This window comes from Enterobacteriaceae bacterium ESL0689 (assembly GCA_029433525.1).
Taxonomy (GTDB): domain Bacteria; phylum Pseudomonadota; class Gammaproteobacteria; order Enterobacterales; family Enterobacteriaceae; genus JAQTIF01.
The window spans coordinates 142,551-167,662 of record JAQTIF010000001.1; the positions used below are offsets into that span (position 1 = coordinate 142,551).

At 48.2% G+C, this 25,112-nt stretch carries 29 protein-coding genes, 1 tRNA gene and 1 pseudogene; 5 read left to right on the plus strand and 26 right to left on the minus strand.

What is annotated here, in order from left to right; all coding sequences use genetic code 11:
• Positions 1-8: 8 nt before the first annotated feature.
• From PT300_00770 to eutS, 8 genes are all read right to left on the minus strand, one after another.
• A complete protein-coding gene (locus tag PT300_00770) occupies positions 9-1,412 on the minus strand; it encodes an aldehyde dehydrogenase EutE (GenBank protein ID MDF7679228.1) in 1,404 nt (467 codons plus the stop codon).
• Between the two features lie 11 nt (positions 1,413-1,423).
• A complete protein-coding gene (gene eutN / locus PT300_00775; GenBank protein MDF7679229.1) occupies positions 1,424-1,714 on the minus strand; it encodes an ethanolamine utilization microcompartment protein EutN in 291 nt (96 codons plus the stop codon).
• A 70-nt stretch (positions 1,715-1,784) separates the two neighbouring features.
• The gene (eutM, locus tag PT300_00780; protein ID MDF7679230.1) at positions 1,785-2,075 is read right to left on the minus strand and encodes an ethanolamine utilization microcompartment protein EutM; all 291 of its coding nucleotides are present in this window, start codon (positions 2,073-2,075) and stop codon (positions 1,785-1,787) included.
• A 67-nt stretch (positions 2,076-2,142) separates the two neighbouring features.
• Positions 2,143-3,132: a phosphate acetyltransferase gene (pta, locus tag PT300_00785; protein MDF7679231.1), complete on the minus strand. Its 990-nt coding sequence runs from the start codon at positions 3,130-3,132 to the stop codon at positions 2,143-2,145.
• The gene (gene eutT, locus PT300_00790) at positions 3,129-3,932 is read right to left on the minus strand and encodes an ethanolamine utilization cob(I)yrinic acid a,c-diamide adenosyltransferase EutT (protein MDF7679232.1); all 804 of its coding nucleotides are present in this window, start codon (positions 3,930-3,932) and stop codon (positions 3,129-3,131) included. The genes pta and eutT overlap by 4 nt, the downstream gene beginning before the upstream one ends.
• 9 nt (positions 3,933-3,941) lie before the next feature.
• The gene (gene eutQ / locus PT300_00795) at positions 3,942-4,637 is read right to left on the minus strand and encodes an ethanolamine utilization acetate kinase EutQ (protein MDF7679233.1); all 696 of its coding nucleotides are present in this window, start codon (positions 4,635-4,637) and stop codon (positions 3,942-3,944) included.
• Complete coding sequence (gene eutP, locus PT300_00800) at positions 4,615-5,094, minus strand: ethanolamine utilization acetate kinase EutP (GenBank protein ID MDF7679234.1); 480 nt, start codon at positions 5,092-5,094, stop codon at positions 4,615-4,617. Before eutP ends, eutQ begins: the two co-directional genes overlap by 23 nt.
• Before the next feature lie 12 nt (positions 5,095-5,106).
• The gene (eutS, locus tag PT300_00805; GenBank protein MDF7679235.1) at positions 5,107-5,442 is read right to left on the minus strand and encodes an ethanolamine utilization microcompartment protein EutS; all 336 of its coding nucleotides are present in this window, start codon (positions 5,440-5,442) and stop codon (positions 5,107-5,109) included.
• Between the two features lie 697 nt (positions 5,443-6,139).
• Here eutS and PT300_00810 point away from each other — a divergent pair.
• Positions 6,140-7,000: a glycosyltransferase family A protein gene (locus PT300_00810; protein ID MDF7679236.1), complete on the plus strand. Its 861-nt coding sequence runs from the start codon at positions 6,140-6,142 to the stop codon at positions 6,998-7,000.
• Positions 7,001-7,230: 230 nt separating this feature from the next.
• On the opposite strand, the gene PT300_00815 is transcribed toward PT300_00810, so the two are convergent.
• The 6 genes from PT300_00815 to rlmE all read right to left on the minus strand — a co-directional run bounded on the left by PT300_00815 (position 7,231) and on the right by rlmE (position 12,792).
• A tRNA-Leu gene (locus PT300_00815) sits at positions 7,231-7,317 on the minus strand.
• 13 nt (positions 7,318-7,330) lie between these two features.
• The gene (gene secG / locus PT300_00820) at positions 7,331-7,660 is read right to left on the minus strand and encodes a preprotein translocase subunit SecG (protein ID MDF7679237.1); all 330 of its coding nucleotides are present in this window, start codon (positions 7,658-7,660) and stop codon (positions 7,331-7,333) included.
• Between the two features lie 193 nt (positions 7,661-7,853).
• Complete coding sequence (gene glmM, locus PT300_00825) at positions 7,854-9,203, minus strand: phosphoglucosamine mutase (protein ID MDF7679238.1); 1,350 nt, start codon at positions 9,201-9,203, stop codon at positions 7,854-7,856.
• Positions 9,196-10,044, minus strand: a complete 849-nt coding sequence (gene folP, locus PT300_00830) for a dihydropteroate synthase (protein ID MDF7679239.1) — start codon at positions 10,042-10,044, stop codon at positions 9,196-9,198. The genes glmM and folP overlap by 8 nt, the downstream gene beginning before the upstream one ends.
• Before the next feature lie 102 nt (positions 10,045-10,146).
• Positions 10,147-12,063: an ATP-dependent zinc metalloprotease FtsH gene (ftsH, locus tag PT300_00835; GenBank protein ID MDF7679240.1), complete on the minus strand. Its 1,917-nt coding sequence runs from the start codon at positions 12,061-12,063 to the stop codon at positions 10,147-10,149.
• Between the two features lie 99 nt (positions 12,064-12,162).
• Positions 12,163-12,792, minus strand: a complete 630-nt coding sequence (gene rlmE / locus PT300_00840; protein ID MDF7679241.1) for a 23S rRNA (uridine(2552)-2'-O)-methyltransferase RlmE — start codon at positions 12,790-12,792, stop codon at positions 12,163-12,165.
• Positions 12,793-12,915: 123 nt separating this feature from the next.
• Here rlmE and yhbY point away from each other — a divergent pair, with 123 nt between their 5' ends.
• Positions 12,916-13,209 (plus strand): ribosome assembly RNA-binding protein YhbY, encoded by a 294-nt coding sequence (gene yhbY / locus PT300_00845; protein MDF7679242.1) that lies wholly within the window; start codon positions 12,916-12,918, stop codon positions 13,207-13,209.
• A gap of 147 nt (positions 13,210-13,356) precedes the next feature.
• Here the strand turns inward: yhbY and greA are convergent, their stop codons facing one another.
• Positions 13,357-13,833 carry a transcription elongation factor GreA gene (gene greA, locus PT300_00850; GenBank protein MDF7679243.1) on the minus strand — a complete coding sequence of 159 codons (477 nt, stop codon included), beginning with the start codon at positions 13,831-13,833 and terminating at the stop codon, positions 13,357-13,359.
• A gap of 236 nt (positions 13,834-14,069) precedes the next feature.
• Here greA and dacB point away from each other — a divergent pair, with 236 nt between their 5' ends.
• Positions 14,070-15,503, plus strand: coding sequence for a serine-type D-Ala-D-Ala carboxypeptidase (gene dacB / locus PT300_00855; GenBank protein MDF7679244.1), 1,434 nt, complete (start codon positions 14,070-14,072; stop codon positions 15,501-15,503).
• A gap of 53 nt (positions 15,504-15,556) precedes the next feature.
• Here dacB and cgtA read toward each other — a convergent pair whose 3' ends face one another.
• From cgtA to rplU, 4 genes are all read right to left on the minus strand, one after another.
• Positions 15,557-16,720, minus strand: a complete 1,164-nt coding sequence (gene cgtA / locus PT300_00860; protein MDF7679245.1) for an Obg family GTPase CgtA — start codon at positions 16,718-16,720, stop codon at positions 15,557-15,559.
• Positions 16,717-17,694 carry a DMT family transporter gene (locus tag PT300_00865; protein MDF7679246.1) on the minus strand — a complete coding sequence of 326 codons (978 nt, stop codon included), beginning with the start codon at positions 17,692-17,694 and terminating at the stop codon, positions 16,717-16,719. Before PT300_00865 ends, cgtA begins: the two co-directional genes overlap by 4 nt.
• A 94-nt stretch (positions 17,695-17,788) precedes the next feature.
• On the minus strand, positions 17,789-18,046 hold the full coding sequence (gene rpmA / locus PT300_00870) for a 50S ribosomal protein L27 (GenBank protein MDF7679247.1): 258 nt from the start codon (positions 18,044-18,046) through the stop codon (positions 17,789-17,791).
• A 19-nt stretch (positions 18,047-18,065) separates the two neighbouring features.
• Positions 18,066-18,377 carry a 50S ribosomal protein L21 gene (rplU, locus tag PT300_00875; GenBank protein MDF7679248.1) on the minus strand — a complete coding sequence of 104 codons (312 nt, stop codon included), beginning with the start codon at positions 18,375-18,377 and terminating at the stop codon, positions 18,066-18,068.
• 264 nt (positions 18,378-18,641) lie between these two features.
• On the opposite strand from rplU, the gene ispB reads away from it, so the two are divergent.
• On the plus strand, positions 18,642-19,613 hold the full coding sequence (gene ispB, locus PT300_00880) for an octaprenyl diphosphate synthase (GenBank protein ID MDF7679249.1): 972 nt from the start codon (positions 18,642-18,644) through the stop codon (positions 19,611-19,613).
• Positions 19,614-19,811: 198 nt separating this feature from the next.
• A complete protein-coding gene (sfsB, locus tag PT300_00885) occupies positions 19,812-20,078 on the plus strand; it encodes a DNA-binding transcriptional regulator SfsB (protein MDF7679250.1) in 267 nt (88 codons plus the stop codon).
• A gap of 182 nt (positions 20,079-20,260) precedes the next feature.
• On the opposite strand, the gene murA is transcribed toward sfsB, so the two are convergent.
• The 7 genes and pseudogenes from murA to mlaF all read right to left on the minus strand — a co-directional run bounded on the left by murA (position 20,261) and on the right by mlaF (position 25,072).
• On the minus strand, positions 20,261-21,520 hold the full coding sequence (gene murA, locus PT300_00890) for a UDP-N-acetylglucosamine 1-carboxyvinyltransferase (protein ID MDF7679251.1): 1,260 nt from the start codon (positions 21,518-21,520) through the stop codon (positions 20,261-20,263).
• 55 nt (positions 21,521-21,575) lie between these two features.
• Complete coding sequence (gene ibaG / locus PT300_00895; protein MDF7679252.1) at positions 21,576-21,830, minus strand: BolA family iron metabolism protein IbaG; 255 nt, start codon at positions 21,828-21,830, stop codon at positions 21,576-21,578.
• Positions 21,831-21,966: 136 nt separating this feature from the next.
• The gene (gene mlaB / locus PT300_00900; GenBank protein MDF7679253.1) at positions 21,967-22,257 is read right to left on the minus strand and encodes a lipid asymmetry maintenance protein MlaB; all 291 of its coding nucleotides are present in this window, start codon (positions 22,255-22,257) and stop codon (positions 21,967-21,969) included.
• A complete protein-coding gene (gene mlaC / locus PT300_00905; protein MDF7679254.1) occupies positions 22,257-22,892 on the minus strand; it encodes a phospholipid-binding protein MlaC in 636 nt (211 codons plus the stop codon). Before mlaC ends, mlaB begins: the two co-directional genes overlap by 1 nt.
• Before the next feature lie 94 nt (positions 22,893-22,986).
• Positions 22,987-23,466 (minus strand): annotated as a pseudogene (mlaD, locus tag PT300_00910) (outer membrane lipid asymmetry maintenance protein MlaD).
• 4 nt (positions 23,467-23,470) lie between these two features.
• The gene (mlaE, locus tag PT300_00915; GenBank protein MDF7679255.1) at positions 23,471-24,253 is read right to left on the minus strand and encodes a lipid asymmetry maintenance ABC transporter permease subunit MlaE; all 783 of its coding nucleotides are present in this window, start codon (positions 24,251-24,253) and stop codon (positions 23,471-23,473) included.
• Between the two features lie 6 nt (positions 24,254-24,259).
• Positions 24,260-25,072: a phospholipid ABC transporter ATP-binding protein MlaF gene (gene mlaF / locus PT300_00920; protein ID MDF7679256.1), complete on the minus strand. Its 813-nt coding sequence runs from the start codon at positions 25,070-25,072 to the stop codon at positions 24,260-24,262.
• Positions 25,073-25,112 lie beyond the last annotated feature (40 nt).

The window sequence follows — 25,112 nt, forward strand, 5'->3', positions numbered from 1 at the left end:
CTGACTCCCTACACAATGCGAAATGCATCAACCAGTACACAACGCCGCAAACGCACAAATGTGCGGGCGCTGGTTACCCCTTCACCGGTTGGCGTCGAGATAGTCATCGTGGTCCAGCCTTCACCACCCAGCCCAAGCCCGGCAATGCAGGGGCCGTTTTTAACGAAAATCGTGGTATCTACCGCATTCGCCATCTGATTCATATTTTCAACATTGCGTGAATGCATCGCCGCGGTGTGGTGACAACCGTTTTCCAGCTTAACTGCCAGCGCGATCGCTTCGTCAACGTTGGCCGCACGCACCACTGGTAGCACCGGCATCATCATTTCGGTCACAGCAAATGGATGAGTAGCGGGGACTTCGACGAACAACAGACGTGTCTGTTCCGGTACTTTCAGGCCAATCGCCGCAGCAATTTTGCTGGCATCACGTCCTACCCAGTCCCGGCTAACCGTTCCTTTACCATGTTCATCAATCTTCTTCAGCAACATCGGCTGAAGCTGTTCAGCTTGTGCCGCCGTCAGTTTGACCGCATGCTGACCTTCCATCAGGCGCATCAGTTCATCGGCAACACTATCAACCACAATCAGCACTTTCTCATCAGCACAAATGATGTTGTTATCGAAAGAAGCACCTTTAACAATAGATTGTGCGGCACGAGGCAAATCAGCGGTTTCATCAACGACCACAGGAGGATTACCGGCTCCGGCAGCAATCAGACGTTTGTTGGTGTGTTTACGTGCTGAGTCGACGACAGCCTCACCGCCTGTGACGACCAGCAAACCGATACCGGGGTACTGGAACAGACGTTGCGCTGTTTCGATATTCGGATTAGCCACAGTCACCAACAGATTTTCCGGGCCACCGGCCGCAACAATCGCCTGGTTGAGCAGACCGATTACCCGATGTGATACGTGTTTTGCTGCTGGATGGGGAGCGAAAATAACACTGTTACCGGCTGCAATCATACTAATCGCATTATTAATGACCGTCGCCGCCGGATTTGTTGATGGTGTCACTGATGCCACGACACCCCACGGTGCATTTTCGATCAGTGTCAGACCATTATCCCCTGTCAGTACCTGGGGAGAGAGGCACTCTACACCTGGTGTACCCCGTGACTGAGCAATATTTTTCGCGAGTTTGTCTTCAACGCGACCCATGCCGGTTTCTGATACGGCAAGTTCCGCTAATTCCCTGGCGTGTTTTTCACCTGCTTCACGAATCGCGTGAATAACACGCTGGCGCATCGCGACGCTCTTCAACTCCTTCTGCGCAGCTTTGGCTGCCGCGACGGCGTCATCCAGGGAGGTGAAAACACCCATTTCATGAACGGTATTACCCGGCTGACTGCCTTCCTTCATCTTTAGCAAGACTGCTTTGACAACCTGTTCAATATCCTGTTGATTCATGCTCTCATACCCTATTTATGAAATACTACTTTATTACCAGCCACCACTTCATCGACAATGCCAATCACACACAAGTCAATGGGAGAAGGTTCACCACCGTAAGAAGCATGACGTGCGGAACTGCCACTCACTAACAGGACCCACTCTCCTGTGCCCGCCCCAATGCTGTCGATTGCCACGGCACATTGTCCGTCCGGCTTTCCCTGAGCATTAATCATTTCTACCATCAGCAATTTGTCATGCACCAGGCCCTGATGACGGACGGTACAGACGATTTGTCCTGTGACGACGGCCAGTTTCATCCCCGCCTCTCTGGGTTAAGCGTTGCTGTCATTCCGTGGGTCGGACGTGCTATCCGACCCACACTTTTCATTAAAGGTTGCTGTCACCTTTAAAGCTGATCGGGAAAACTTCTTCCAGATCACCATGCGGACGCGGGATAACATGGACAGAAACCAGCTCACCAATACGCTGTGCAGCAGCCGCACCCGCATCGGTCGCGGCTTTACAGGCTGCCACATCACCACGAACCATCGCGGTAACCAAGCCACCGCCAATTTGCTTCACGCCAACCAGCTTCACGCGCGCAGCTTTCACCATCGCATCAGAGGCCTCAATCAGTGCAACAAGGCCCCGGGTTTCAATCATTCCTAATGCTTCCATTGTGTTTTCCTCATTCAGTCAAAGGGGTCCAGAACGGGACCGTTACAACCAGTGTGTGCGAGTCATATTAATGGCTCGCGTTAGTCTGACGCGGCACTGCTGCCACCAACGCCAGTTCAATAATATCTTCTGCGCTACAGCCTCTGGAAAGATCATGGAGTGGTGCAGCAAGCCCCTGAACCAGAGGCCCAATAGCACGATAGCCACCCAGACGCTGAGCGATTTTATAACCAATGTTTCCCGCCTCCAGCGACGGAAAAATCATGACGTTCGCCTGCCCCTGCAACGGACTGCCCGGTGCTTTTTGTGCCGCAACATCCGGGACGAACGCGGCGTCGAATTGCAGTTCACCATCGACGATCAACTGTGGTGCACGTTCGCGTACCATGTCAGTCGCCTGCTGAACATTAGCGACACAAGGGTGACGGGCGCTGCCTTTGGTGGAAAATGACAGCATCGCAACACGAGGTACTTCACCAGTGATCGCCTGCCAGGTGTCGGCACTGGCAATCGCAATATCAGCCAGCTGTGCCACCGTCGGCTGCGGTACCACACTGCAATCCGAGAAACCCAGCGCCTGACCACCATGCTGTGGCAACATCAGAAAAATTGACGACAGTGTTTTACATCCCGGCTGTAATCCGATGATATGTAATCCAGCTCGCAAGACATTGGCGGTTGAGGAGAGGTTACCAGCAATACAGACATCCGCATTGCCAGCACTCACCATCGCGGCCGCAAACATCAGCGGGTCGTTTAATTTTTCCAGCGCATCGGCTGGGGTTTTCTCACCCGCGCGTTCATGCCAGCGACGGGCAAACTCTTCACGCAATGGCAGATGGCTTTGTGGGTCGATGACCTGTATACCATCCAGCGCAATATGATGGCTAAGCGCAAACTGCCGTAGCGCAAACGGGCTGGCCACCAGGATAGGATGTGCCAGACCATTTTGTTGCAGATAATGTGCGGCTTTCAGCACCCGGATATCCAGCGCATCGGGAAAAACCACGCGTGCAGGCGCACGTAATGCCAGTTCTCTCGCTCGTTCAATGATCACTTTTCACTCCCTAATCGTTGCTGAATCTGGCTGACGGTGAGAGGGTGCTTAGCGACACTTAAGATCATCATCACATAAACCGTGCTGGAAAGACGGTTAAGCGCTTGCAAAATATCTGGCCGCAGAACTTCAAAACTGGCATTGATAAAGACCTGAGCGGCGATCGTTTCCGTTTCACGCACTTTTACACGTAACAGGTTAAGCAATGCAGCAACACGGCCATGACGCGCTTCCGGCACCAGATGATCGTGATCGAGATAGCGCAGAGGCTGATGGGAAAGCCGATGGAGATCATCCTCACTCAGCCCGACGATAGACTGCTCTGATAAAGGCTCATTGACCGCATCTGCACGCATAATATTTCCCAAACGAGAACGCACATCCTCCAGCCACGGTTGCCAGGTTTCATCCAGTTCGACTTGTAGCCACACCGCCATAGCAATAGTACTGTCAAGAGCGGCACGAAAGCCGAGGCGCGGATCACTTTTGGCCACCATTTTACTGGCCGTCAGATGGGTCAGCGTGTCAGGTTTCTTCACCACTTCCTGGCGGCACAATTCGCAGCAAGCTTTAGGGTGCGTATCGCTACTGGTCAAACCGTGTACCGGATGAGGATGATGCTGCTCATCATCAATAAACATTCTTCCTTGTTCATCAAGAAACTTGACGCGCAGATGACGGCTTTCCAGCAACTCCCTGGCGGAAGGTGTCAGGCGAGCGTCAGCCGGGAGATGGATCTCAGACCCTTCGCTAAGCGTATGATTCGCTCTGAGCCATGTTTCGGTAATGAAATCCTTCATACGACCGCCTTAGCAGGATTGCCAGTTCGCAGGCCAGGCAACATATAAAAAACGTACTTTCGACGGTGTGCCAAATTCAATACTGGAGCCTTTCGGAATAAACATGACATCGCCCGCTTTGGCAATCATGGTCTCTCCGTTATGGCGCACATGTAATTCACCCTCGAGTACCATATCTATTTCGTCGTAATTCAGCGTCCACGGGAAAAAGGCGTTCTCCCACTGCATAAAACCTGCAGCCATACTGCTGCCATCCTGGTCCGTGACCACATCTGTCAGCCCCACACAATGCGGCTGCGCGCCTTCAAAACGACCAAATTTAACGCTACTGCCATCAATCACTTTTACCCCACCTTTACCGGTGACAGATTGAAAGCTCGGTTTCATATCACCTTGCTGTTCAAGTGATTTTTTCTCCTGCATCACTTTATCCATCAGTTGTGCCACCAGGCTTTCGGTAAACTTGCCTTCAGGCAACTGTGCGATGATGGTTTCACGGATACGTTGTGCGTCTGTTTTGCTGTCTTGCGCCGCAGTCGCAGTTGATGGCGCAGACTCATCGCATTCGTGAATAGTGAATCCCAGTAGCTCCGCCACTTCGCGCGCTTCCGGAGTAATGATACTGGTGCGCAGAACAACTGACATTTCCTGTTCACCACGTGCATGGGCTGCACGAATATCGTTAGCTGTAATGAGTTTCTTCACCTGCCCCTTCCTCCTGTTGGGTGAGTACTGCCAGATAATCCATCAATTGCTGCACACTTTGCGGATCCTGGCTATTAATCGCGAAAATAGGTTCCTGAAATCCCATGTCATAGAGTAACTGTCGAGTGGCAGCAACATCGGCATCAGGCATGTCTGTTTTACTAATAACGGCGATATGTCGTTTACTGGCACCGATATCCAGCAATCCTGCTGGCAAATGACTTTCTTTATCATTTGCCGCATGTACATAAATCAGCGTATCAACATCCTGTAGCGTCGTGATTAAAGCGTGATACCAGCGGGGATGGCTGAAATATTCACCCGGTGTATCTATATCGCCATTATCATTAAACTCTACCGCCTGTGTTTTTTTAGCAAGGGTATAATTTCCTTGTAATGCATTAAAAAGCGTTGTTTTTCCAGCACCTACTGTACCGACAAAGGCAATACGTTTCATGGTTATTCCGGCTTAGCTTTTCGTGAGATCGCATAAAGTAAAATTTAATAGATGTCCGAGCCCACTGACTGTCTGTGATAACGCTTCTTCTACTGCACCGACAGAACCATAGATCACTAATGCACCGCTAAATCTATCGAGAAAACCGATATGGACATCAGCCGCTTTCATGGCCAGATCTCCCGCAATCATTGCCGTTTCGCCAGGCGTTAATGTCATAATGCCAATAGCACCCGCATCAGGGACGCCAATCTTTTTCGCGAGTTCTTCCCCGGGATGTGCAATAAGATGAGCCAAAGTGACTTGTTTTCCTGGCACAAACTCCTGAATGATGCGTTCTTTATCCATTACCTACCGCCTCATAGTGAAACTATCTCTTATCGTGACAACCTTTTACTAAAATAAATAACAAATTTCGGCATGCTGTGCAAAATTTTGAAGTAGATCACGAAGAATGCATAAATATTTAAAGTTATGCTGATGACTTGAATGAAGTGAAAAAAGATTATACTGATTGTTAAAATAGTGATCCAGCATATAGATTCATTCAGATAAAAAAGAACCTTACTTAGCCTGAATAAAATATAGCCTACTTAATATTAATTAAACTTGTTTTCTATAAAAAACTTATTAACTTATTAAGTATAAATAGTTTATTAGCATAAAACAATCTTATATATTAGATTACCATCAATTACCGAATAATATGGCTGTTCTTCCCCTCTCAACCATTCTTATTCTGACGATCCCACCTTCCTCTGAGAACATCGTTATCACTATTTTCCATTATCTGCACATAAAACAACCTAGCATTTTAAATGACTTACTGGAAAAAATATTAGCTTTTGGTTAACATCATGAAAAAACATCTTCTGCTTTGCTAATAGTCTCCTACTCTATTCACCAGTGCTATAGCTATGTTATACTATTCCCTATGTAACCATTTTTGATATAATACTTTACTCAATACATGTTATTCTTATTGACAGTACGTGACTTAGTATTAACTTCAGATCTTTTCACGAGTAATTGAATTGAAAAAATGATGACATCACCAAAAGAACTTATCTCGTTGCGCAACACTTTTGATAAATCGCATATCAAACTTTCCTATGTTACTCATTTTTATTGTAACCAGCAATCTATCGATTCTGTTTTATCATTACTTCATGAATATGAAAAATACCCAAGCGATATTCTTGATGCTATTGAGTTTATTATTATCGATGATTGTTCACCATTAGAATATGAGATCCCGGCATTAAATTTAAATTACCAGTGGTTAAAAATCACCACTGATATTCCGTGGAATCAAGGAGGTGCCCGCAACTTAGGCGTGACTTATGCGAAATCAGACAAAATACTTATCACAGACCTTGATCATGGCTATCCCCCGGAAACATTACAATACCTTATTAATACTTCGCAACCAGGCAGAAGGTTTTATAAATTTCGCCGTAAAAATCAGCAGGGAGAAATCTATAAAGGTCATGCCAATGCATTCTTTATGAGTCGGGCGCGATTTATGCGTTTCTGGGGTTATGATGAAGAGTATTGTGGTCATTACGGTGGGGAGGATTATCGATTTGTGAAATTTCATAAATATCATGGTTCACAACAGCGATATCTTCCTGCATCTGTCTGGTGCTATGAGCGTGATCTGGATCGCAAAAAAGCCTATCACAGTCTTAAAAGAGATTTGACTTTCAATACTTCGGTGGATCAACGTAAACATGATGAGTGTGCCTTATTTGGCGAAGAATATGGACATAGCCGAATTTTTTTAAATTTTGACTGGATAACATTATCAAGAAATAACCGGAAACCGGTTAAATTGCCAAAAGTAAATCGTTTATGGCGTCTTCTCTGGTGGTGGCGCTGGCTAAATCCTTTTGCTGCAAAATAACCAGCTGCGCTGTTCTGCTGGCAGAATCAGTGCTAATAACCTGAACCGCCAGACGTTTCAGTTACTGCGTCATCAATAGCGCGTGAGAAATAAACGGAAAGAGATCAGTGAAAAAGAGCGGTTTTCTGCCTGTCCACGATAAAATTGAGCGCCTAAACGCAAGGCAGATCACGGCTGATGAAGAGCCAGATACAACAATGGACGCCAAAAGGCGTCCATTGTTCAAATACTGGTACCGAGGACGGGACTTGAACCCGTAAGCCCAATCGGGCACTACCACCTCAAGGTAGCGTGTCTACCAATTCCACCACCACGGCATAGATAAACTTATTAACGCGGGATATCGCTGGCCGGCTGTGCCGGTGTCGCAGATTGAGTTTGCTCCGCTTTCGGCGCGCTCAGATTATCCCACTCACTTCCTTTACTGGTTTTGTTGCCGTTTAAATTACCCAGCACCAGGCTAATAATAAAAAACAGAGCTGCCAGGACTGCCGTCATACGGGTCATGAAGTTACCCGAACCGCTGGAACCAAACAACGTACCTGATGCACCAGCGCCAAAGGAGGCTCCCATATCAGCGCCTTTACCTTGTTGTAGCAAAATCAGCCCAATAAGGCAGATTGATACAATAAGGAAAACTACTAAAAGAGCATCTTGCATAATTAACCTGTATATTTGCAGATTTACCGCACACCCGTTACGTCAACCAGTAAAGCGGGATATTTCGACGTTCCCGTTTCCCACTGAAGCGGGTGTGAATACTAACTAAAGCGAATAACCTTCGCAAGCGCAAACTTAACACATTGTATCAACCGCATAAAAAAACAGCAAAAAGAGCGTCTCTGCGTTCTTTTTATCCCTTAAGCCCCAGCTGTTTAACCGCCTCTGCGATACGATGAGCGAAATCATGCACCTGCTCTTGATCCTCACCTTCAACCATGACCCGAATAAGTGGCTCAGTACCTGATTTACGCAACAAGACACGACCACGCTCGCCTAAGGCCGCCTCTACCTCAGCGGTCACTGCCTGGACATTTTCATGCGCCAGAGGGTTACCACAATCTTCGGTAAAACGGACATTGACCAGCGTTTGCGGCAACATTTTCATGTCGCGACACAATACATTCAGACTGAGCTGGTTACGTACCATTGCCGCCACCACTTGCAGACTGGCAACAATGCCATCTCCAGTCGTGGTTTTATCCAGCAAAATAACATGACCAGAATTTTCTGCACCAATACGCCAGCCTTTTTCCTGCATCATCTCCAGAACATAGCGATCGCCGACTTTCGCCCTGGCAAACGGAATGCCCAGTTGTTTCAGCGACAGCTCAAGCCCCATATTGCTCATCAGTGTCCCTACCACGCCTCCCCGCAACTGTCCATGTCGTAATGCTTCATGGGCGATGATATAGAGGATCTGATCACCATCGACTTTATTACCCAGATGATCGACCATAATCACGCGATCACCATCGCCATCATACGCGATACCCAAATCTGCTTTTTCTGCGACCACCCGTGCCTGCAAAGCTCGGACATCGGTGGCACCCACTTCTTCATTGATATTCAGACCATTGGGTTCACAGCTCATCGCGATAACCTGAGCACCCAGCTCGCGGAATACATTCGGCGCGATGTGATAAGTTGCACCATTCGCACAGTCAACAACCACTTTCAGCGCGTTAAGGCTCAACTCGCTCGGAAACGTGCCTTTGCAAAATTCAATATAACGACCCGCCGCATCGACAATGCGGCTCGCCTTACCTAGTTCAGCGGAATCAACACAAGTCAGATCTTTCGCCATTTCAGCTTCAATCGCTTCTTCGACATGATCGGGTAACTTTGTGCCTTCAGTAGAGAAAAACTTGATGCCATTATCATAAAATGGATTATGCGAGGCCGATATGACAATCCCGGCCTCAGCCCGAAAAGCCCGGGTCAGGTAAGCTATTGCGGGCGTTGGCATGGGGCCTGTAAAGGCCGCCGACAGTCCGGCTGCCGCCAGCCCCGCTTCCAGCGCCGACTCCAGCATATAGCCAGAGATACGGGTATCTTTTCCGATGATAATTTTGCGCGAACCATGACGAGCCAGGACTTTGCCCGCCGCCCAGCCCAGTTTGAGTACAAATTCCGGGGTGATTGGCATCTCACCTACCCGGCCACGAATACCATCTGTACCAAAATATTTTCGATTATTCATAACGTTTGTTTTCCCTTGCATTCAGCGTCGCTTCTACGACACGTAACGCCTCTGCCGTTTCTTTGACATCATGGACACGAATAATCTGCGCGCCTTGCATCGCGGCAATGACAGCGCATGCCAGACTGCCACTGAGGCGCTCCCCGGGTCCGACATTGAGCAGTTGACCAATCATCGATTTACGTGACATCCCCACTAACAGTGGGAGCCCAAAATGGTGAAACTCAGCAAGCCGGGCAAGCAGCTCATAATTATGGGTAAGATTTTTGCCGAAACCAAATCCCGGATCGAGCAACAATTTATCTTTTGTGATGCCGGCTTGTTCACAACGGGTAATATGATGAATGAAAAAACGATTAACATCAGCAATAATATTGTCATATTTCGGTGCCTCCTGCATAGTTCTGGGTTGACCTTGCATATGCATTAAGCATACTGGCAGGTCAGCCTGTACAGCCGCTTCCAGCGCACCAGGCTCCGTCAACGAGCGGATATCATTAATAATATGTGCCCCCGCCCGCGCTGACTCACGAATCACCGCTGGCTTTGATGTGTCAACGGAAATCCAGACTTCAAAACGTTGCGCAAGTGCTTCCACTACAGGGATCACGCGCTCCAGTTCTTCTTCAACACTGACTTCCGACGCTCCCGGTCGGGTCGATTCACCACCAACGTCAATGATTGTCGCACCAGCATTTATCATCTGATTAGCATGTCTGATAGCGTCTGCCAGTGAATTATGCTGGCCACCATCGGAAAAGGAGTCTGGGGTTACATTGAGGATCCCCATCACCTGGGGATAAGAAAGATCGAGGATCACACCCTGAGCAGTCAGCTTCATCATGATATTCCTGAATCAGGAAAAAGTTAAATGAAATAAAACCCTGAGATAACGGATATCCCAGGGCTTTCGAAATCTATTATCGTTAACGCAATCTCTTGGTTACGACGATAGAGTATTACTCGTATTGGAAGCTTGCGGTTCATTAACGGAACTCGATGCTCCCGGAGTACCATTATGACCCGTGCTATTGCTGTTATCAGATTCTTCCCAGCCTGCGGGGGGACGAACTTCACGACGCGCCATTAAATCATCAATTTGCGGCGCATCAATCGTTTCATATTTCATGAGCGCATCTTTCATCGCATGCAAAATATCCATATTGTCGTTGAGGATCTGACGCGCACGCGCGTAATTACGCTCAATCACGGATTTGACTTCCTGATCGATAATCCGTGCTGTCTCATCAGACATATGTTTCGCTTTTGCGACGCTACGCCCCAGGAAAACCTCACCCTCTTCTTCGGCATACAATAACGGGCCAAGTTTTTCAGAAAATCCCCACTGGGTTACCATATTACGCGCCAGGTTAGTCGCCACTTTAATATCGTTCGACGCCCCAGTGGAAACATGCTCGACACCGTAGATAATCTCTTCGGCCAGACGACCGCCATAAAGCGTTGAAATCTGACTTTCCAGTTTCTGACGGCTGGCACTAATCGCATCACCTTCTGGCAGGAAGAATGTCACACCCAGTGCGCGGCCACGCGGAATAATCGTCACTTTATGCACCGGATCATGTTCCGGTACCAGACGACCAATAATGGCATGTCCCGCTTCATGGTAAGCGGTAGATTCTTTCTGCGCTTCGGTCATCACCATTGAGCGCCGCTCCGCACCCATCATGATTTTATCTTTCGCTTTTTCGAACTCGACCATCGATACCACGCGCTTATTACCACGCGCAGCAAACAGGGCAGCTTCGTTGACCAGATTAGCCAGATCAGCACCAGAAAAACCAGGCGTACCACGGGCAATAATCGCCGCATCAATATCTGTCGCTAACGGTACACGGCGCATATGGACTTTGAGAATTTGTTCACGGCCACGGACATCGGGCAGCCCCACCACAACCTGGCGGTCAAAACGACCAGGACGTAATAAGGCGGGATCGAGCACATCCGGACGGTTTGTGGCGGCAATAACAATGATACCTTCGTTTCCTTCGAAACCATCCATTTCAACCAGCATCTGATTGAGCGTCTGTTCACGTTCATCATGTCCACCACCGAGACCAGCACCACGCTGACGGCCTACGGCATCGATTTCATCGATAAAAATAATGCAGGGTGCGGCTTTCTTAGCCTGCTCAAACATGTCGCGCACACGGGATGCCCCGACACCGACAAACATCTCGACAAAATCAGAACCAGAAATGGTAAAGAATGGCACTTTCGCTTCACCGGCAATCGCTTTCGCCAGCAATGTTTTCCCGGTACCTGGCGGGCCTACCATCAATACGCCTTTCGGAATTTTACCGCCTAACTTCTGGAAACGGCCCGGTTCACGCAGGTATTCAACCAGTTCTCCCACTTCTTCTTTCGCTTCATCACAACCCGCGACATCGGCAAATGTGGTTTTAATCTGATCTTCGGTCAACATCCGCGCTTTGCTTTTCCCAAAGGACATCGCCCCCTTACCACCGCCCTGCATCTGGCGCATAAAGAAGACCCAGACCCCAATCAGCAATAGCATCGGGAACCAGGAGATAAAAATAGAAGTCAATATGCTGTGTTCTTCTGGCGGCTCACCCACCACTTTGACGTTTTTCGTCAACAGGTTATCGAGTAGCTTCGGATCTTTAATCGGAATGTAAGTCGTGTAACGGTTACTGTCTTTCCGGGTAACGTTAATCTCACGCCCGTTGATACGCGCTTCGCTAACTTGATCCTGGTTGACCTCTTGCAGGAAAGTAGAATAATCGACCTTCCGGCTATTAGACTCGCTGGGCCCAAAGCTCTGGAATACTGACATCAGCACGACGGCAATGACCAGCCAGAGAATTAGGTTTTTCGCCATGTCACTCAAGGGATTAACCTCTTATTACAACTGTGTTAAAAACAGCGTCAGGATACTCTATATCCAGTCTCTTTTAAACTTTCGTTTGCAAGACCCCGGTTATGATTTACGCCCGGTCGCTACAATATATACTTCACGCGAACGCGCGCGCGAAGAGTCTGGCTTACGAATTTTAACCTTCGTAAACAGGGCGCGGATTCCTTTTAGATACTCATCGAAACCTTCCCCCTGAAACACCTTTACTACAAAACTGCCTCCTGGCGCTAAAACATTACGTGCCATTTCGAACGCCAGTTCTACCAGATACATAGCCCGTGGAATATCCACTGCCGGGGTTCCACACATATTAGGTGCCATATCAGACATCACGACCTGCACCCGACTGTCACTGACGCGCTCAAGTAACGCTTTCAGGACAAGTTCATCACGAAAATCACCCTGAAGAAAATCCACACCAACGATAGGATCCATAGGTAAAAGATCACAAGCAATGATACGACCACCACTACCAATCTGAGTCACCGCATATTGTGACCAGCCACCAGGTGCCGCACCGAGATCAACCACCGTCATTCCCGGTCTGAAGATTTTGTCACTTTGTTGTATTTCATCCAGTTTAAACCAGGCGCGAGAACGCAATCCCTGCTTCTGTGCCTGTTGTACATATTTATCGCTAAAGTGTTCATGAAGCCAGCGACTTGAGCTGGCTGAACGCTTTTTACCTGTCATTTAACATTCCCATTGCAAACTCATCATATTTTGTGACGAAAGAATCGGCACGGCAATTTGGCGATACAGGGAAGATGGCGGTAGAATGGACCATTTTCAATCCCAATATAAGCAAAAAATACGATGAATCTGAGTACTAAACAAAAACAGCACCTGAAAGGTCTGGCACATTCACTCAAGCCGGTCGTTCTGCTTGGTAACAATGGCTTGACTGAGGGCGTACTGGCCGAGATCGAACAAGCGTTAGAACACCACGAACTGATCAAAGTCAAAATCGCATCAGAAGATCGAGAAGCGAAAAACCTGATCGTGGAAACTATCATACACGAAACGGGTGCCAGCAATGTACAGGTCATCGGTAAAACGCTGGTTCTGTACCGTCCGGCTAAAGAACGTAAAATCACTCTGCCACGCTAAAAACATTCTGAATTTTGACATAACTCTATTTTATGCCAAAAGAATTTTTCTGCCGAACAGATGCGCAACATGCCATGCCCTGAATAATGATAAAAGGCCGCCAGGCGGCCTTTTTCTTTTCTTTACAATTCAACCAGGCAGTCGCAATTAAAGATATTCGACCTGCGTAATTTCATACTCAACATCGCCACCAGGGGTATGAATAGTGACAACATCTTCCTGTTCTTTCCCTATCAGTCCACGGGCAATCGGCGAGTTCACAGAAATCAGATTATGTTTAAAATCAGCTTCATCATCACCCACAATACGATAAGTTTGCTCTTCATCCGTCTCGAGATTCAATATACTGACAGTGGCGCCAAAAATCACCCGGCCATTGTTCGGCAGCTTAGTAATATCAATAATTTGCGCGTTTGAGAGTTTCGCTTCGATATCTTTAATTCGCCCTTCACAAAAACCCTGTTGTTCACGAGCCGCATGATATTCTGCATTTTCTTTTAAATCACCATGCTCACGCGCTTCAGCAATAGCAGCAATAATCGCTGGACGACGTACAGACTTAAGGTGATCCAGTTCTTCGCGCAATTTTTCAGCGCCACGTAAGGTCATCGGAATTGATTGCATGGTTATACCTCATTTATCGTTCCTTCACTGAGCGGGAATGACTGCGACATAACCGCTCGAGATCCAGACAGGATCGACGCAAAAAAGAAAACAATCCCGGAAATTTCTTCCCAGGTCAGTAGTAATTTTTAATTTGATCCCCATTTTACTCTGAAGATCACAGTGGGTCATCGTTTACTTTACAGGGTATCGCGCTTTAGTATGACGCTCCCGTTTCAGGTTGTTAGCTCGAAATTATGCGATTTTCCAGATTTATCATAGCATTAACCACCATTATAACGCTTAATACACACGCGGCGAACATCGATCAATACATTGACCAACTCCCTGCGGGAGCGAATCTGGCTTTTATCGCACAGAAGGTCGGTGCCCGAACGCCGGAGATAGACTATCATAGCCAGGAAATGGCTCTACCCGCCAGTACGCAGAAAGTCATCACCGCGCTGGCAGCACTGCTACAACTCGGGCCGGACTTTTATTTCGTTACCACCCTAGAGAGCAAAGGGAATATTAATGACGGCGTACTAAAAGGTGATCTGATTGCGCGTTTGAGCGGCGATCCGACGCTCAAACGTCAGGATATTCGTAATCTGGTGGCCTCACTGAAAAAGTCGGGCATTCAGCATATCGAAGGAAACTTACTGGTTGATACTTCGGTATTCGCCAGCCACGATAAAGCGCCTGGCTGGCCGTGGAACGATCTGACCCAATGTTTTAGTGCGCCACCTGCGGCAGCGATCATCGATCGCAATTGCTTTTCTGTTTCGCTATACAGCGCTCAAAAACCTGGCGAACTGGCCTCTGTGCGCGTCGCTTCTTATTATCCCGTGACGCTGTTTAGCCAGGTCCGGACGCTGGCTCAAGGCGCTGCAGAGACACAATATTGTGAGCTTGATGTGGTGCCAGGTTATCTCAATAGCTATACATTGACCGGCTGCCTGCCACAGCGTAGCGAACCCTTACCTCTCGCCTTTGCTGTTCAGGATGGTGCCAGCTATGCCGGAATGATCCTGAAATCAGAACTGTCTCAGGCCAAAATCACCTTTAGCGGTAAGTTATTACGTCAGACGCAAGTCAACCCACCATGGAAAGTTTTGGCGTCCACCCAATCCTTGCCATTGCGCGATCTCTTGCGCGTGATGTTAAAGAAATCTGACAATATGATCGCCGATGCTCTTTTTCGTACCCTCGGTCATGTTCGCTTTGGTGTTCCTGGAACCTGGCGTGCCGGTTCCGATGCAGTCAGACAGATCCTGCGTCAGCAGACGGGGATTGATTTGGGGAATGCCTTCATTGCCGATGGTTCAGGTCTGTCACGCCATAACCTGATTACACCAGCAATGATGATGCAAGTGCTGCAATATATTGCTCAACATGATAGCGAACTCCATTTTATCACCATGCTGCCCCTGGCAGGCCACGATGGTTCGCTACAATACCGTGCCGGTCTGCACCTGGCCGATGTGGATGGGAAAGTATCAGCCAAAACAGGATCGTTACAGGGCGTCTATAATCTGGCAGGTTTTATGACCACCGCCAGCGGTCAGCAATTTGCTTTTGTGCAATATTTGTCTGGTTATGCTGTTTCCCCCAGCGATCAACGTAATCGTCGGGTTCCACTGGCGCGTTTTGAAAGCCGCCTCTATAAAGATTTGTATCAGAATCATTAAGGTTAGAGTGCCGCGTTGCTGCGGCACCCTGAGTAAATGAGAAGAAGTCTGAGTCAACGCTTATAGATAAACTCAACGCCTTCTTCGTCATCCTCATCCCAGTCATCATCCAGCGCGTCGTCATCGACGCCATCAAGCTGTTGACGATGATAGTCGTCCCACATAAATTCCACTTTTTCCGACTGTTTTTCCTCTTCCTCTGACACAAGCGGATTTTCGCTAATGAAGGTCATCACATCCCAGCACAGTGATTGCACACCCTGCTGGCTGGCCGCTGAAATCAGATAGTATTTATCTTCCCAGCCCAGTGCTTCAGCGATAGATTTCGCTTTTGCTTCCACTTCTGATTTATCCAGCAAATCCGCCTTATTGAAGACCAGCCAGCGTGGTTTTTCAGCCAGTTTCTCGCTGTATTTTTCCAGTTCACTGATAATAATACGTGCGTTTTCTACTGGGTCAGAACCATCCATCGGCTCAATATCAATAAGATGCAAAAGCACACGGCAACGCTCAAGATGTTTCAGGAAACGGATCCCCAGTCCTGCACCTTCTGCGGCACCGGCGATAAGCCCCGGAATATCAGCAATAACGAAACTTTTTTCGTTATCCATTCGCACGACACCCAGACTCGGTACCAGGGTAGTAAACGGATAATCGGCTACTTTAGGCTTTGCTGCCGAAACGGCGCGAATAAACGTTGATTTTCCGGCGTTCGGCATCCCTAGCATTCCAACATCTGCCAGTAACATCAGCTCCAGTTGCAGATCGCGCTTATCACCGGGTGTCCCCATCGTTTTTTGTCGTGGTGTACGATTAACGGATGATTTAAAACGGGTATTGCCCAGTCCATGCCAGCCACCTTTGGCCACCAGCAAACGTTGACCATGCCGGGTCATGTCACCCATGACTTCACCGGTTCCCTGATCGATAACACGGGTTCCTACCGGGACTTTTACCGAAATATCTTTTCCGCGCTTACCGGTACAGTCACGACTTTGACCATTCTGTCCACGCTCTGCACGGAACGCTTTTTCAAAACGATAGTCAATCAGGGTATTGAGGTTTTCATCGGCTTGCAGCCAGACATCGCCCCCATCACCACCATCACCGCCATCCGGCCCCCCTTTGGGGATATATTTTTCGCGGCGAAAACTGACACACCCATTACCGCCATCGCCCGCGACAACCAGGATTGTTGCTTCATCAACAAACTTCATTTTACTCTCCGTAAATCATTCGCCTGAGCGGAACATGGCACAACGGCTTTACGCTGGCGCCTGAAAAAACGATGACCAATGGCAGAATACATCGCACCCGCAACCACGACAAACGCACCGAGATAACTTAACAGGTTTAGCATTGGTCTGGCGAAAATGTCAGGCCAGGCCAGTGATAATAAATCTGAAAAAAGCAGCGTGAACAACGGCGTTAAGGTGATTAAGGCACTCACCTGTGCAGCCTGCCAGCGAGCCATCGCTTCAGCGAGTGCGCCATAGGCCACCAGGGTATTTAATCCACAGAAAATTAAACATACCCATTGCCAGCTATTTAACGCCCATACCTGCGACACTGTTGCCAGTGGAAATAACGCTATCGCACATAAAGTGTAGAGCAAAAAGAGGATTTGTTGCGATGCCAGGCGGCGTAATAAAACCTTCTGTGCAACACCATAGCTCACCCATACTGCGGCCGCACCTATACCGAAGATAACACCCCATGTGTAATCCGTCAGACGAGTAAAAATTTCAATCAGACTGGTGTTAAAAAACATCACCAGCCCACAAATTAACATCAGTGCTCCCACAAGTTGTGTCGCGCGCATTTTCTCTTTGAGAATAAGGACACTGGCGACCATCATACCGACCGGAGACAACTGGCCGATCACCTGAGCAGCTGTGGGACTGAGATATTGCAGGGAGGAGCTAAACAGGAGGAAATTACCAAATAACCCGCCCGTGGCAATAGCCAGCAACATAAACCAGCGCGGTTTACTAAACAGCGCCAGCGGCGGTAGTTTACCTTTGATAACCAGAATAGTACCCAGCCCAATACTGGCCATCAAAAAACGATAAAACACCACTGTTGATGGTGTCATCACGTCAAGTATCTGCTTCATGGCAATCGGTAATGCTCCCCAGAACATCGCGGTGATAAGCGCGAGAAGAATACCGATACTGGCCTGCTGTTTCATACCCCTGTTCCCTGCAGAAAAATATCCGGAATTTTAATGTAAAAAGCCCCGCAACAGGTTGCAGGGCTTCAATCCATTACCGGACGATGAAAAATTATTCAGTAATAATACTGATATATTTACGATTTTTCTCGCCTTTTACTTCGAATTTTACTTTACCGTCTGCTTTAGCAAACAAGGTATGATCACGACCACAACCGACATTCGTTCCCGGGTGGAATTTAGTACCACGCTGACGAACAATAATGGTGCCCGCTAAAACAGCTTCACCACCAAACCGCTTAACACCAAGACGTTTCGCTTGCGAGTCGCGACCGTTACGAGTTGAGCCACCAGCCTTTTTATGTGCCATTTAAATCTCTCCGCTAATCTCAGGCGCTAATACCAGTAATCTTCACATCAGTGAACCACTGACGATGACCCTGCTGCTTACGATAGTGTTTACGACGACGAAACTTAACAATTTTAATCTTTTCGCCGCGACCGTGAGCAACAACTTCAGCCTTGATCACGCCGCCTTCAACAAAAGGTGCGCCGATTTTAATTTCTTCACCATTTGCGATCATCAGAACTTCAGCAAACTCAACAGATTCGCCAGTTGCGATGTCCAGCTTTTCCAGGCGAATGGTCTGACCTTCGCTTACTCGGTGTTGTTTACCACCACTTTGGAAAACCGCGTACATATAAAACTCCGCTTCCGTGCACCTCTTTTGTATGATTCAGAGTGCACTATAAAATATTCATAATAGGGCGCGAATATTACGCAAAACATCCGCCTTTGACAAGTGCGATCCATCATCAACGCAGAAAAAAAATACAATTATCACGCCAGCGTTTATCTATGGTAATTTTCCAGTACAATCATAACCTCTTTTTCATTACGCTCTTAATCCTTCTGTAAACCGACCTGGATTTGCGGTAATAGGACATGTAACCTGGTTTTTGCGATGAATTTAGAACAAATCAATGAATTGACTGCGCAGGATATGGCGGATGTTAATGCACTAATCCTTGAACAGCTTAACTCAGATGTCCAGCTTATCAATCAGTTAGGATATTATATCATCAGTGGGGGAGGTAAGCGTATTCGCCCATTGATTGCTGTGCTTGCTGCCCGGGCTGTCGGCTACAGTGGGAAGGCTCACACTACCCTTGCCGCACTGATTGAATTTATCCATACCGCGACGTTGCTGCATGACGATGTTGTCGATGAATCCGATATGCGTCGCGGAAAAGCCACCGCGAATGCCGCGTTTGGCAACGCGGCCAGCGTGCTGGTTGGCGACTTTATCTATACCCGCTCATTCCAGATGATGACCCATCTCGGATCATTACCGGTACTGGAGGTGATGTCAGAAGCGGTTAATGTCATTGCGGAAGGTGAAGTGCTGCAGTTAATGAATGTCCATGATCCGGATATTACAGAAGAGAACTATATGCGGGTTATTTACAGCAAAACTGCCCGCTTGTTTGAAGCCGCATCACAATGTGCTGGTATTCTGGCCGGTTGTACCGCCGAACAAGAAAAAGCATTGCAGGATTACGGCCGCTACTTAGGAACCGCATTTCAGCTTATTGACGACTTACTGGATTACAGTTCAGACGGTAGCCGCCTCGGTAAAAATACCGGTGATGATCTGAGCGAAGGTAAGCCCACACTACCATTACTCCATGCGATGCATCACGGTACAGCGGAACAGGCCGCGATGATCCGCAGTGCCATTGAGCAGGGTAATGGCCGCCATTTGCTGAAGGAAGTTTTACAGATGATGGAAGATTGTGGCTCGCTGACGTGGACACGTCAACGCGCAGAAGAAGAAGCCGATAAAGCCATCGCTTCCCTGCGGGTGTTAGCGGACTCCCCCTGGCGTGAAGCACTGATTGAACTCGCCCATATCGCAGTACAGCGCGATCATTAACCCTTTCTCTCATCGTTCCCGCAGAAATGCGGGAATGCTCCAGAAAAAAATTTACCGATTCTGATTAATAACCATTGCATTATTATACATATTAAATATATTATGCCTTTACTGGAACTTAAAGGAAGATTCCAGAATATTTATTCTATCTAATCTCACTCCAGGAACAAGTTGGAATATTTATCACCGGGAGAAGTTATGGATGAGCTTATCGACTGGCATCCAGCGGATATCATTGCCGGATTGCATAAAAAAGGAACATCACTTGCCGCAGAATCACGCCGAAACGGCTTAAGTTCTTCAACTCTGGCCAATGCATTAACCAGACCGTGGCCAAAAGGCGAATTAATCATTGCTAACGCACTGGAAACGACCCCGTGGACTATCTGGCCATCACGTTACTATGATCCTGTTACCCGCCAGTTTATTGACAGAACACAGAAAATTCGCCCCAAAAAAAAGTGATATAACACCGCCAGTATATTCTGTTATTACTGGCATCCTGAATCCCCCGGTCACATAGATAGCTATATGACCGGGGATTTCCAGCTCTCACGATCCTGGTGTTGCTAGTCAGATCCTCAGAAAGACGACAGCGGGCAATCGGTGGATAAATATCTGTTATCGCACTTCACAAAGGCGACTATTTATTCGCCCGCTACACGTTCAATCTGTGCACCCAGGGCGCGTAATTTATCCTCAATATGCTCATAACCACGATCAATATGATAAATACGATCAACTATCGTCGTTCCCTCAGCGATACATCCCGCCAGTACCAGGCTTGCTGATGCCCGCAAATCGGTCGCCATGACTTGCGCGCCAGAAAGCCGGGGGACGCCATGACAAATTGCCGTATTGCTTTCAATTTCTGCATGTGCGCCCATGCGGATCAGTTCCGGTATATGCATAAACCGGTTTTCGAAAATCGTTTCAGTAATCACGCCAGTACCTTCGGCGACGAGATTGAGCAGAGTAAATTGCGCTTGCATATCGGTGGGAAAACCCGGATGCGGTGCAGTACGCACATTGACAGCCTGCGGACGATTGCCATGCATATCGAGGCTAATCCAGTCCTGTCCGGTGGCAATGTCCGCTCCCGCTTCACGTAGCTTCGCCAGCACGACATCCAGCGTATCGGGCTGCGCATGGCGACAAAGCACTTTGCCACCCGAAATGGCCGCCGCCACCAGAAAAGTACCGGTTTCAATACGATCTGGCAGAACCCGATAAACGCCACCGCCCAACCGTTCGACACCTTCAATCGTAATGCGATCTGTCCCCTGACCTGTAATCTTCGCACCCAGGGTATTGAGAAAGTTCGCCGTATCGATAATTTCCGGTTCCCGCGCGGCATTTTCAATCGTGGTATGGCCTTGCGCTAAGGTCGCGGCACTCATAATCGTGACCGTTGCCCCCACGCTAACCTTATCCATAACGATATGTGCGCCTTTAAGACGTCCGTTGACAAAGGCTTTCACATACCCTTCTTCCAGCTTAATTTCTGCACCAAGTTGTTCGAGGCCACTGATATGCAGATCAACCGGGCGAGCGCCAATCGCGCACCCTCCAGGCAGTGACACCTGCCCCTGACCAAAGCGGGCGACCAGTGGGCCCAGTGCCCAGATAGATGCACGCATCGTTTTTACCAGATCGTAGGGTGCACAGAATACATTGACCTGGCTGGCATCAATCCATACTGAACCATTGCGCTTCACTTTGGCACCCAGCTGGCTCAGTAGCTTCATCGTGGTGTCGATATCCTTAAGTTTGGGGACATTCTGGATTTCCACAGGCTCATCTGCGAGTAATGTGGCAAACAGGATAGGCAGAGCGGCATTTTTAGCACCCGAAATAGTCACCTCACCCTGAAGGCGAGTTGGCCCCTGAACACGGAATTTATCCATTGATTCTGTTCTCTATTAAAAATTCATCGTTATTGCGGGAGATCGCTCCGGCAATTTAAAAACCCTGTAATTTGCGATCCCGCGCCCATTCCTGCGGGGTAAATGCTTTGATCGATAAGGCATGAATACGGTTATCAGCAATATATTCCATTAATGGTGCATAGATCGCCTGCTGCTTCTTCACCCGGCTCATGTCGGCGAACATATCACCCACTGCAATAACCTGAAAATGACTACCATCGCCTGAGACGTGGACTTCCTGAAGCGGCAGGGCATTCATTAATACGGTCTGAATTTCATTATTTTCCATAGGATCGAATTTTATCTGCTGATGAAAATAGCCCCACATCTTAGAGGAAAGTCGCGCGGTCTTAAACCAGCAAAAAACCCCGGCAATCATCCTGACGGGGCTTTGAGGGTTACTTTAACAATAACGTACTGAAATATTAAGGAATCAAATCAGCAGGAAGATGGTAGAGATCAATCAGTGTCTGCATTTTTTCACTCTTACCGGTAAATTTCACCTCTCTACCCTGACGACGAATTAAGACGATGAAATGTACCAGCAATGCCAGTCCGGCCGTGTCTATGCGCGTTAATCCGCTCAGGTCAATGACCGATACGCCATCCGTTGCCTGCTCTCTGGCTTCCCACAAGGGAACTAACAGGTTCTGATCCAGCTCTCCCTGTAAGATAAGGCGTCCTTGATCGTGAACCCAGTTCAGTTGTCCGACCATTATTTGTTCTGTTCCAGTGTAATGGGCTGTTTAGCAATCTCTTTTAGTTGCGCAGTCAGCCCATCAATACCTTTAGTACGTAGCAGGTCGCTCCATTCATTCTGCTTGGTGGTTATCATACTCACACCTTCAGCAATCATATCGTAAGCCTGCCAGGTTCCGTTCTGGCTATTTTTACGCCACTGAAAGTCCAGACGTACCGGTGGACGCCCATTGGGATCGATAATCGTCACACGAATAGGGATAATCGTCGCCTCTCCCAGCGGTTTTTCCGGGGCAATCTGATACGTTTGTCCATGATACATGGCTAATGCCTGCCCATAGGCCTGCGTCAGATACGCATGAAAAGCACTGAAGTAAGCATCCCGCTGTGCCGGGGTGGCCTCTTTGTAATAACGCCCCAGTACCAGGGCACCGGCGTATTTTACATGTACATAGGGCAGTAGTTCCTGATCAACTATGTCACGCAAATAATCGGGGTTAGCATGAATTTTAGGCTGTTCGTTTTTCAGACGATCAAACGTTTTCTGCGCCGCATTATCCATCAGCGTATAGGGATTCGATTGTTCTTCTGCACTCACCGTCGCTAACGGCGCAATGACCAGCATGGCGATCATCAGTAACTGTTTAAACATAATATATTTCTCTTGATATTAATCCGTTGTTTATAGTGACAAATTACCGCACATCAGCATGATTTTCGGCTACGGCAGGATCGCCAGCATCCTTTTTATTGTCACTACCCTTACTGCTATAAAGGAACTGACCAATCAGATCTTCCAGCACTAACGCCGATTTGGTGTCCTGAATTGTGCCGCCCTCTTTCAGGGTTGCCGTCCCTAAATCAGGGTCATCAAAACCGATATTCAGCGCCAGATATTGCTCTCCCAACAAACCCGAAGTTCGTATCGCCAGAGAGCTGGAATCAGGAATATGGTTGTAATTTTTATCGATATCCAGCGTTACCCGTGGCAGATAAGTTTTTGTATCGAGAGTAATATCCGCCACCCGGCCAATCACCACACCACCAACACGTACCGGCGAGCGCACCTTTAAACCACCGATATTATCAAAGGTCGCATAGACACGATATGTCGGCTCAGTATGTAAAGAGGTTATATTGGCCGCTTTCAGGCAGACAAACAGCGCCGCCAGTAAGGCAATCAGTAAAAACAGTCCCACCCAGATTTCACTTTTTTTCGTTTGCATGAATTCAATTCCCAAACATCAGTGCAGTTAACACAAAATCCAGCGCCAGTACCGCCAGTGACGCATGCACCACCGTGCGTGTTGTTGCCCGACTAATTCCGGCTGAAGTCGGGATCGCATCATAACCATTAAATAACGCAATCCAGGTCACTGTGATGGCAAATACCAGGCTCTTAATCAGACAGTTCACCAGATCCAGTCGCCATTCAACCGCATTTTGCATCGCGGCCCAGAAAAAACCACTGTCGATGCCCTTCCAGTCAACACCAATCAGCGCGCCTCCCCAGATCCCGACAGCGACAAAAATAATCGTCAATAATGGCAATGAGATAACCCCGGCCCAAAAGCGGGGAGAGATAACACGACGTAAGGGATCGACCGCCATCATCTCCATACTGGAAAGCTGTTCCGTCGCCCGCATCAGGCCAATTTCAGCCGTTAATGCCGACCCTGCGCGTCCGGCAAACAATAATGCGGCGACCACCGGCCCTAACTCACGCAGTAAAGCCAGCGCGACCAGCATTCCCAGACTGCTCTCTGCGCCATAGGTAGTTAATATCATATACCCCTGTAGCCCCAGCACCATGCCGATAAACAAGCCCGATACGATGATAATCAGCATCGATAACACGCCAACATTATAAAGCTGTTGTATCAGCAGGGGGGCATGCCTGCGCAATGCCGGTTTGCCAGCCAGGGCGTTGAAAAGCATCAATCCGGCGCGCCCAAATGCTGCCGTCGTTTTCATCCCCTGATGCCCGAATGCAGCCAGCGTATTTAACAACATGAATTGCTAACTCCCTATGCCTAATAAATCATGATAATAGTCATCCGCCGGATAGCGAAACGGCACCGGGCCGTCGGCAATACCATTAATGAACTGGCGAACCCGGGGATCACTGTTTTCGCGCAATGACTGGGCACTGCCGTGAGCGACCACTTTTTTGTCGGCGATAATATAGGCATTATCGGCGATACTCAGTACTTCGGGTACATCATGTGATACCACGATACAGGTGACACCCAGTGTGTTATTCAGCTCTGAAATCAGTTTGACTAACACCCCCATAGTGATCGGGTCCTGGCCGACAAAAGGCTCATCGAACATAATCAGATCAGGTTCCAGCGCAATCGCCCGTGCCAGTGCTGCACGGCGTGCCATACCGCCAGAGAGTTCGGCAGGCATTAATCTGGCGGCACCCCGCAGACCGACAGCTTCGAGCTTCATCATCACCGTTGTCTGTAGTAATGCATCAGGCAATCGGGTATGTTCACGCAGTGGATAAGCGACATTGCTGAAAACGTCCATATCGGTAAATAGCGCCCCCGACTGAAATAACATGCTCATCCGTTTACGCACAGTATATAAACGCGAGCGTGACATCTGTGGCACGTTTTCACCATCAAACAGGATCTCGCCTTTATCGGGGGTAATTTGTCCACCTATCAGACGCAATAATGTGGTTTTTCCAATCCCCGATGGTCCCATGATTGCCGTGATTTTACCGCGTGGCACAGCGAGCGAAATATCGTCGAAGATCACTCGTTCAGCGCGCGAAAAGGTCATATTGCTGACTTCGACTAAATTCATCAAAGTTTGACTCATAAAATCATCCTTACTGTATATCCTATCAGGCGTTTCCGGC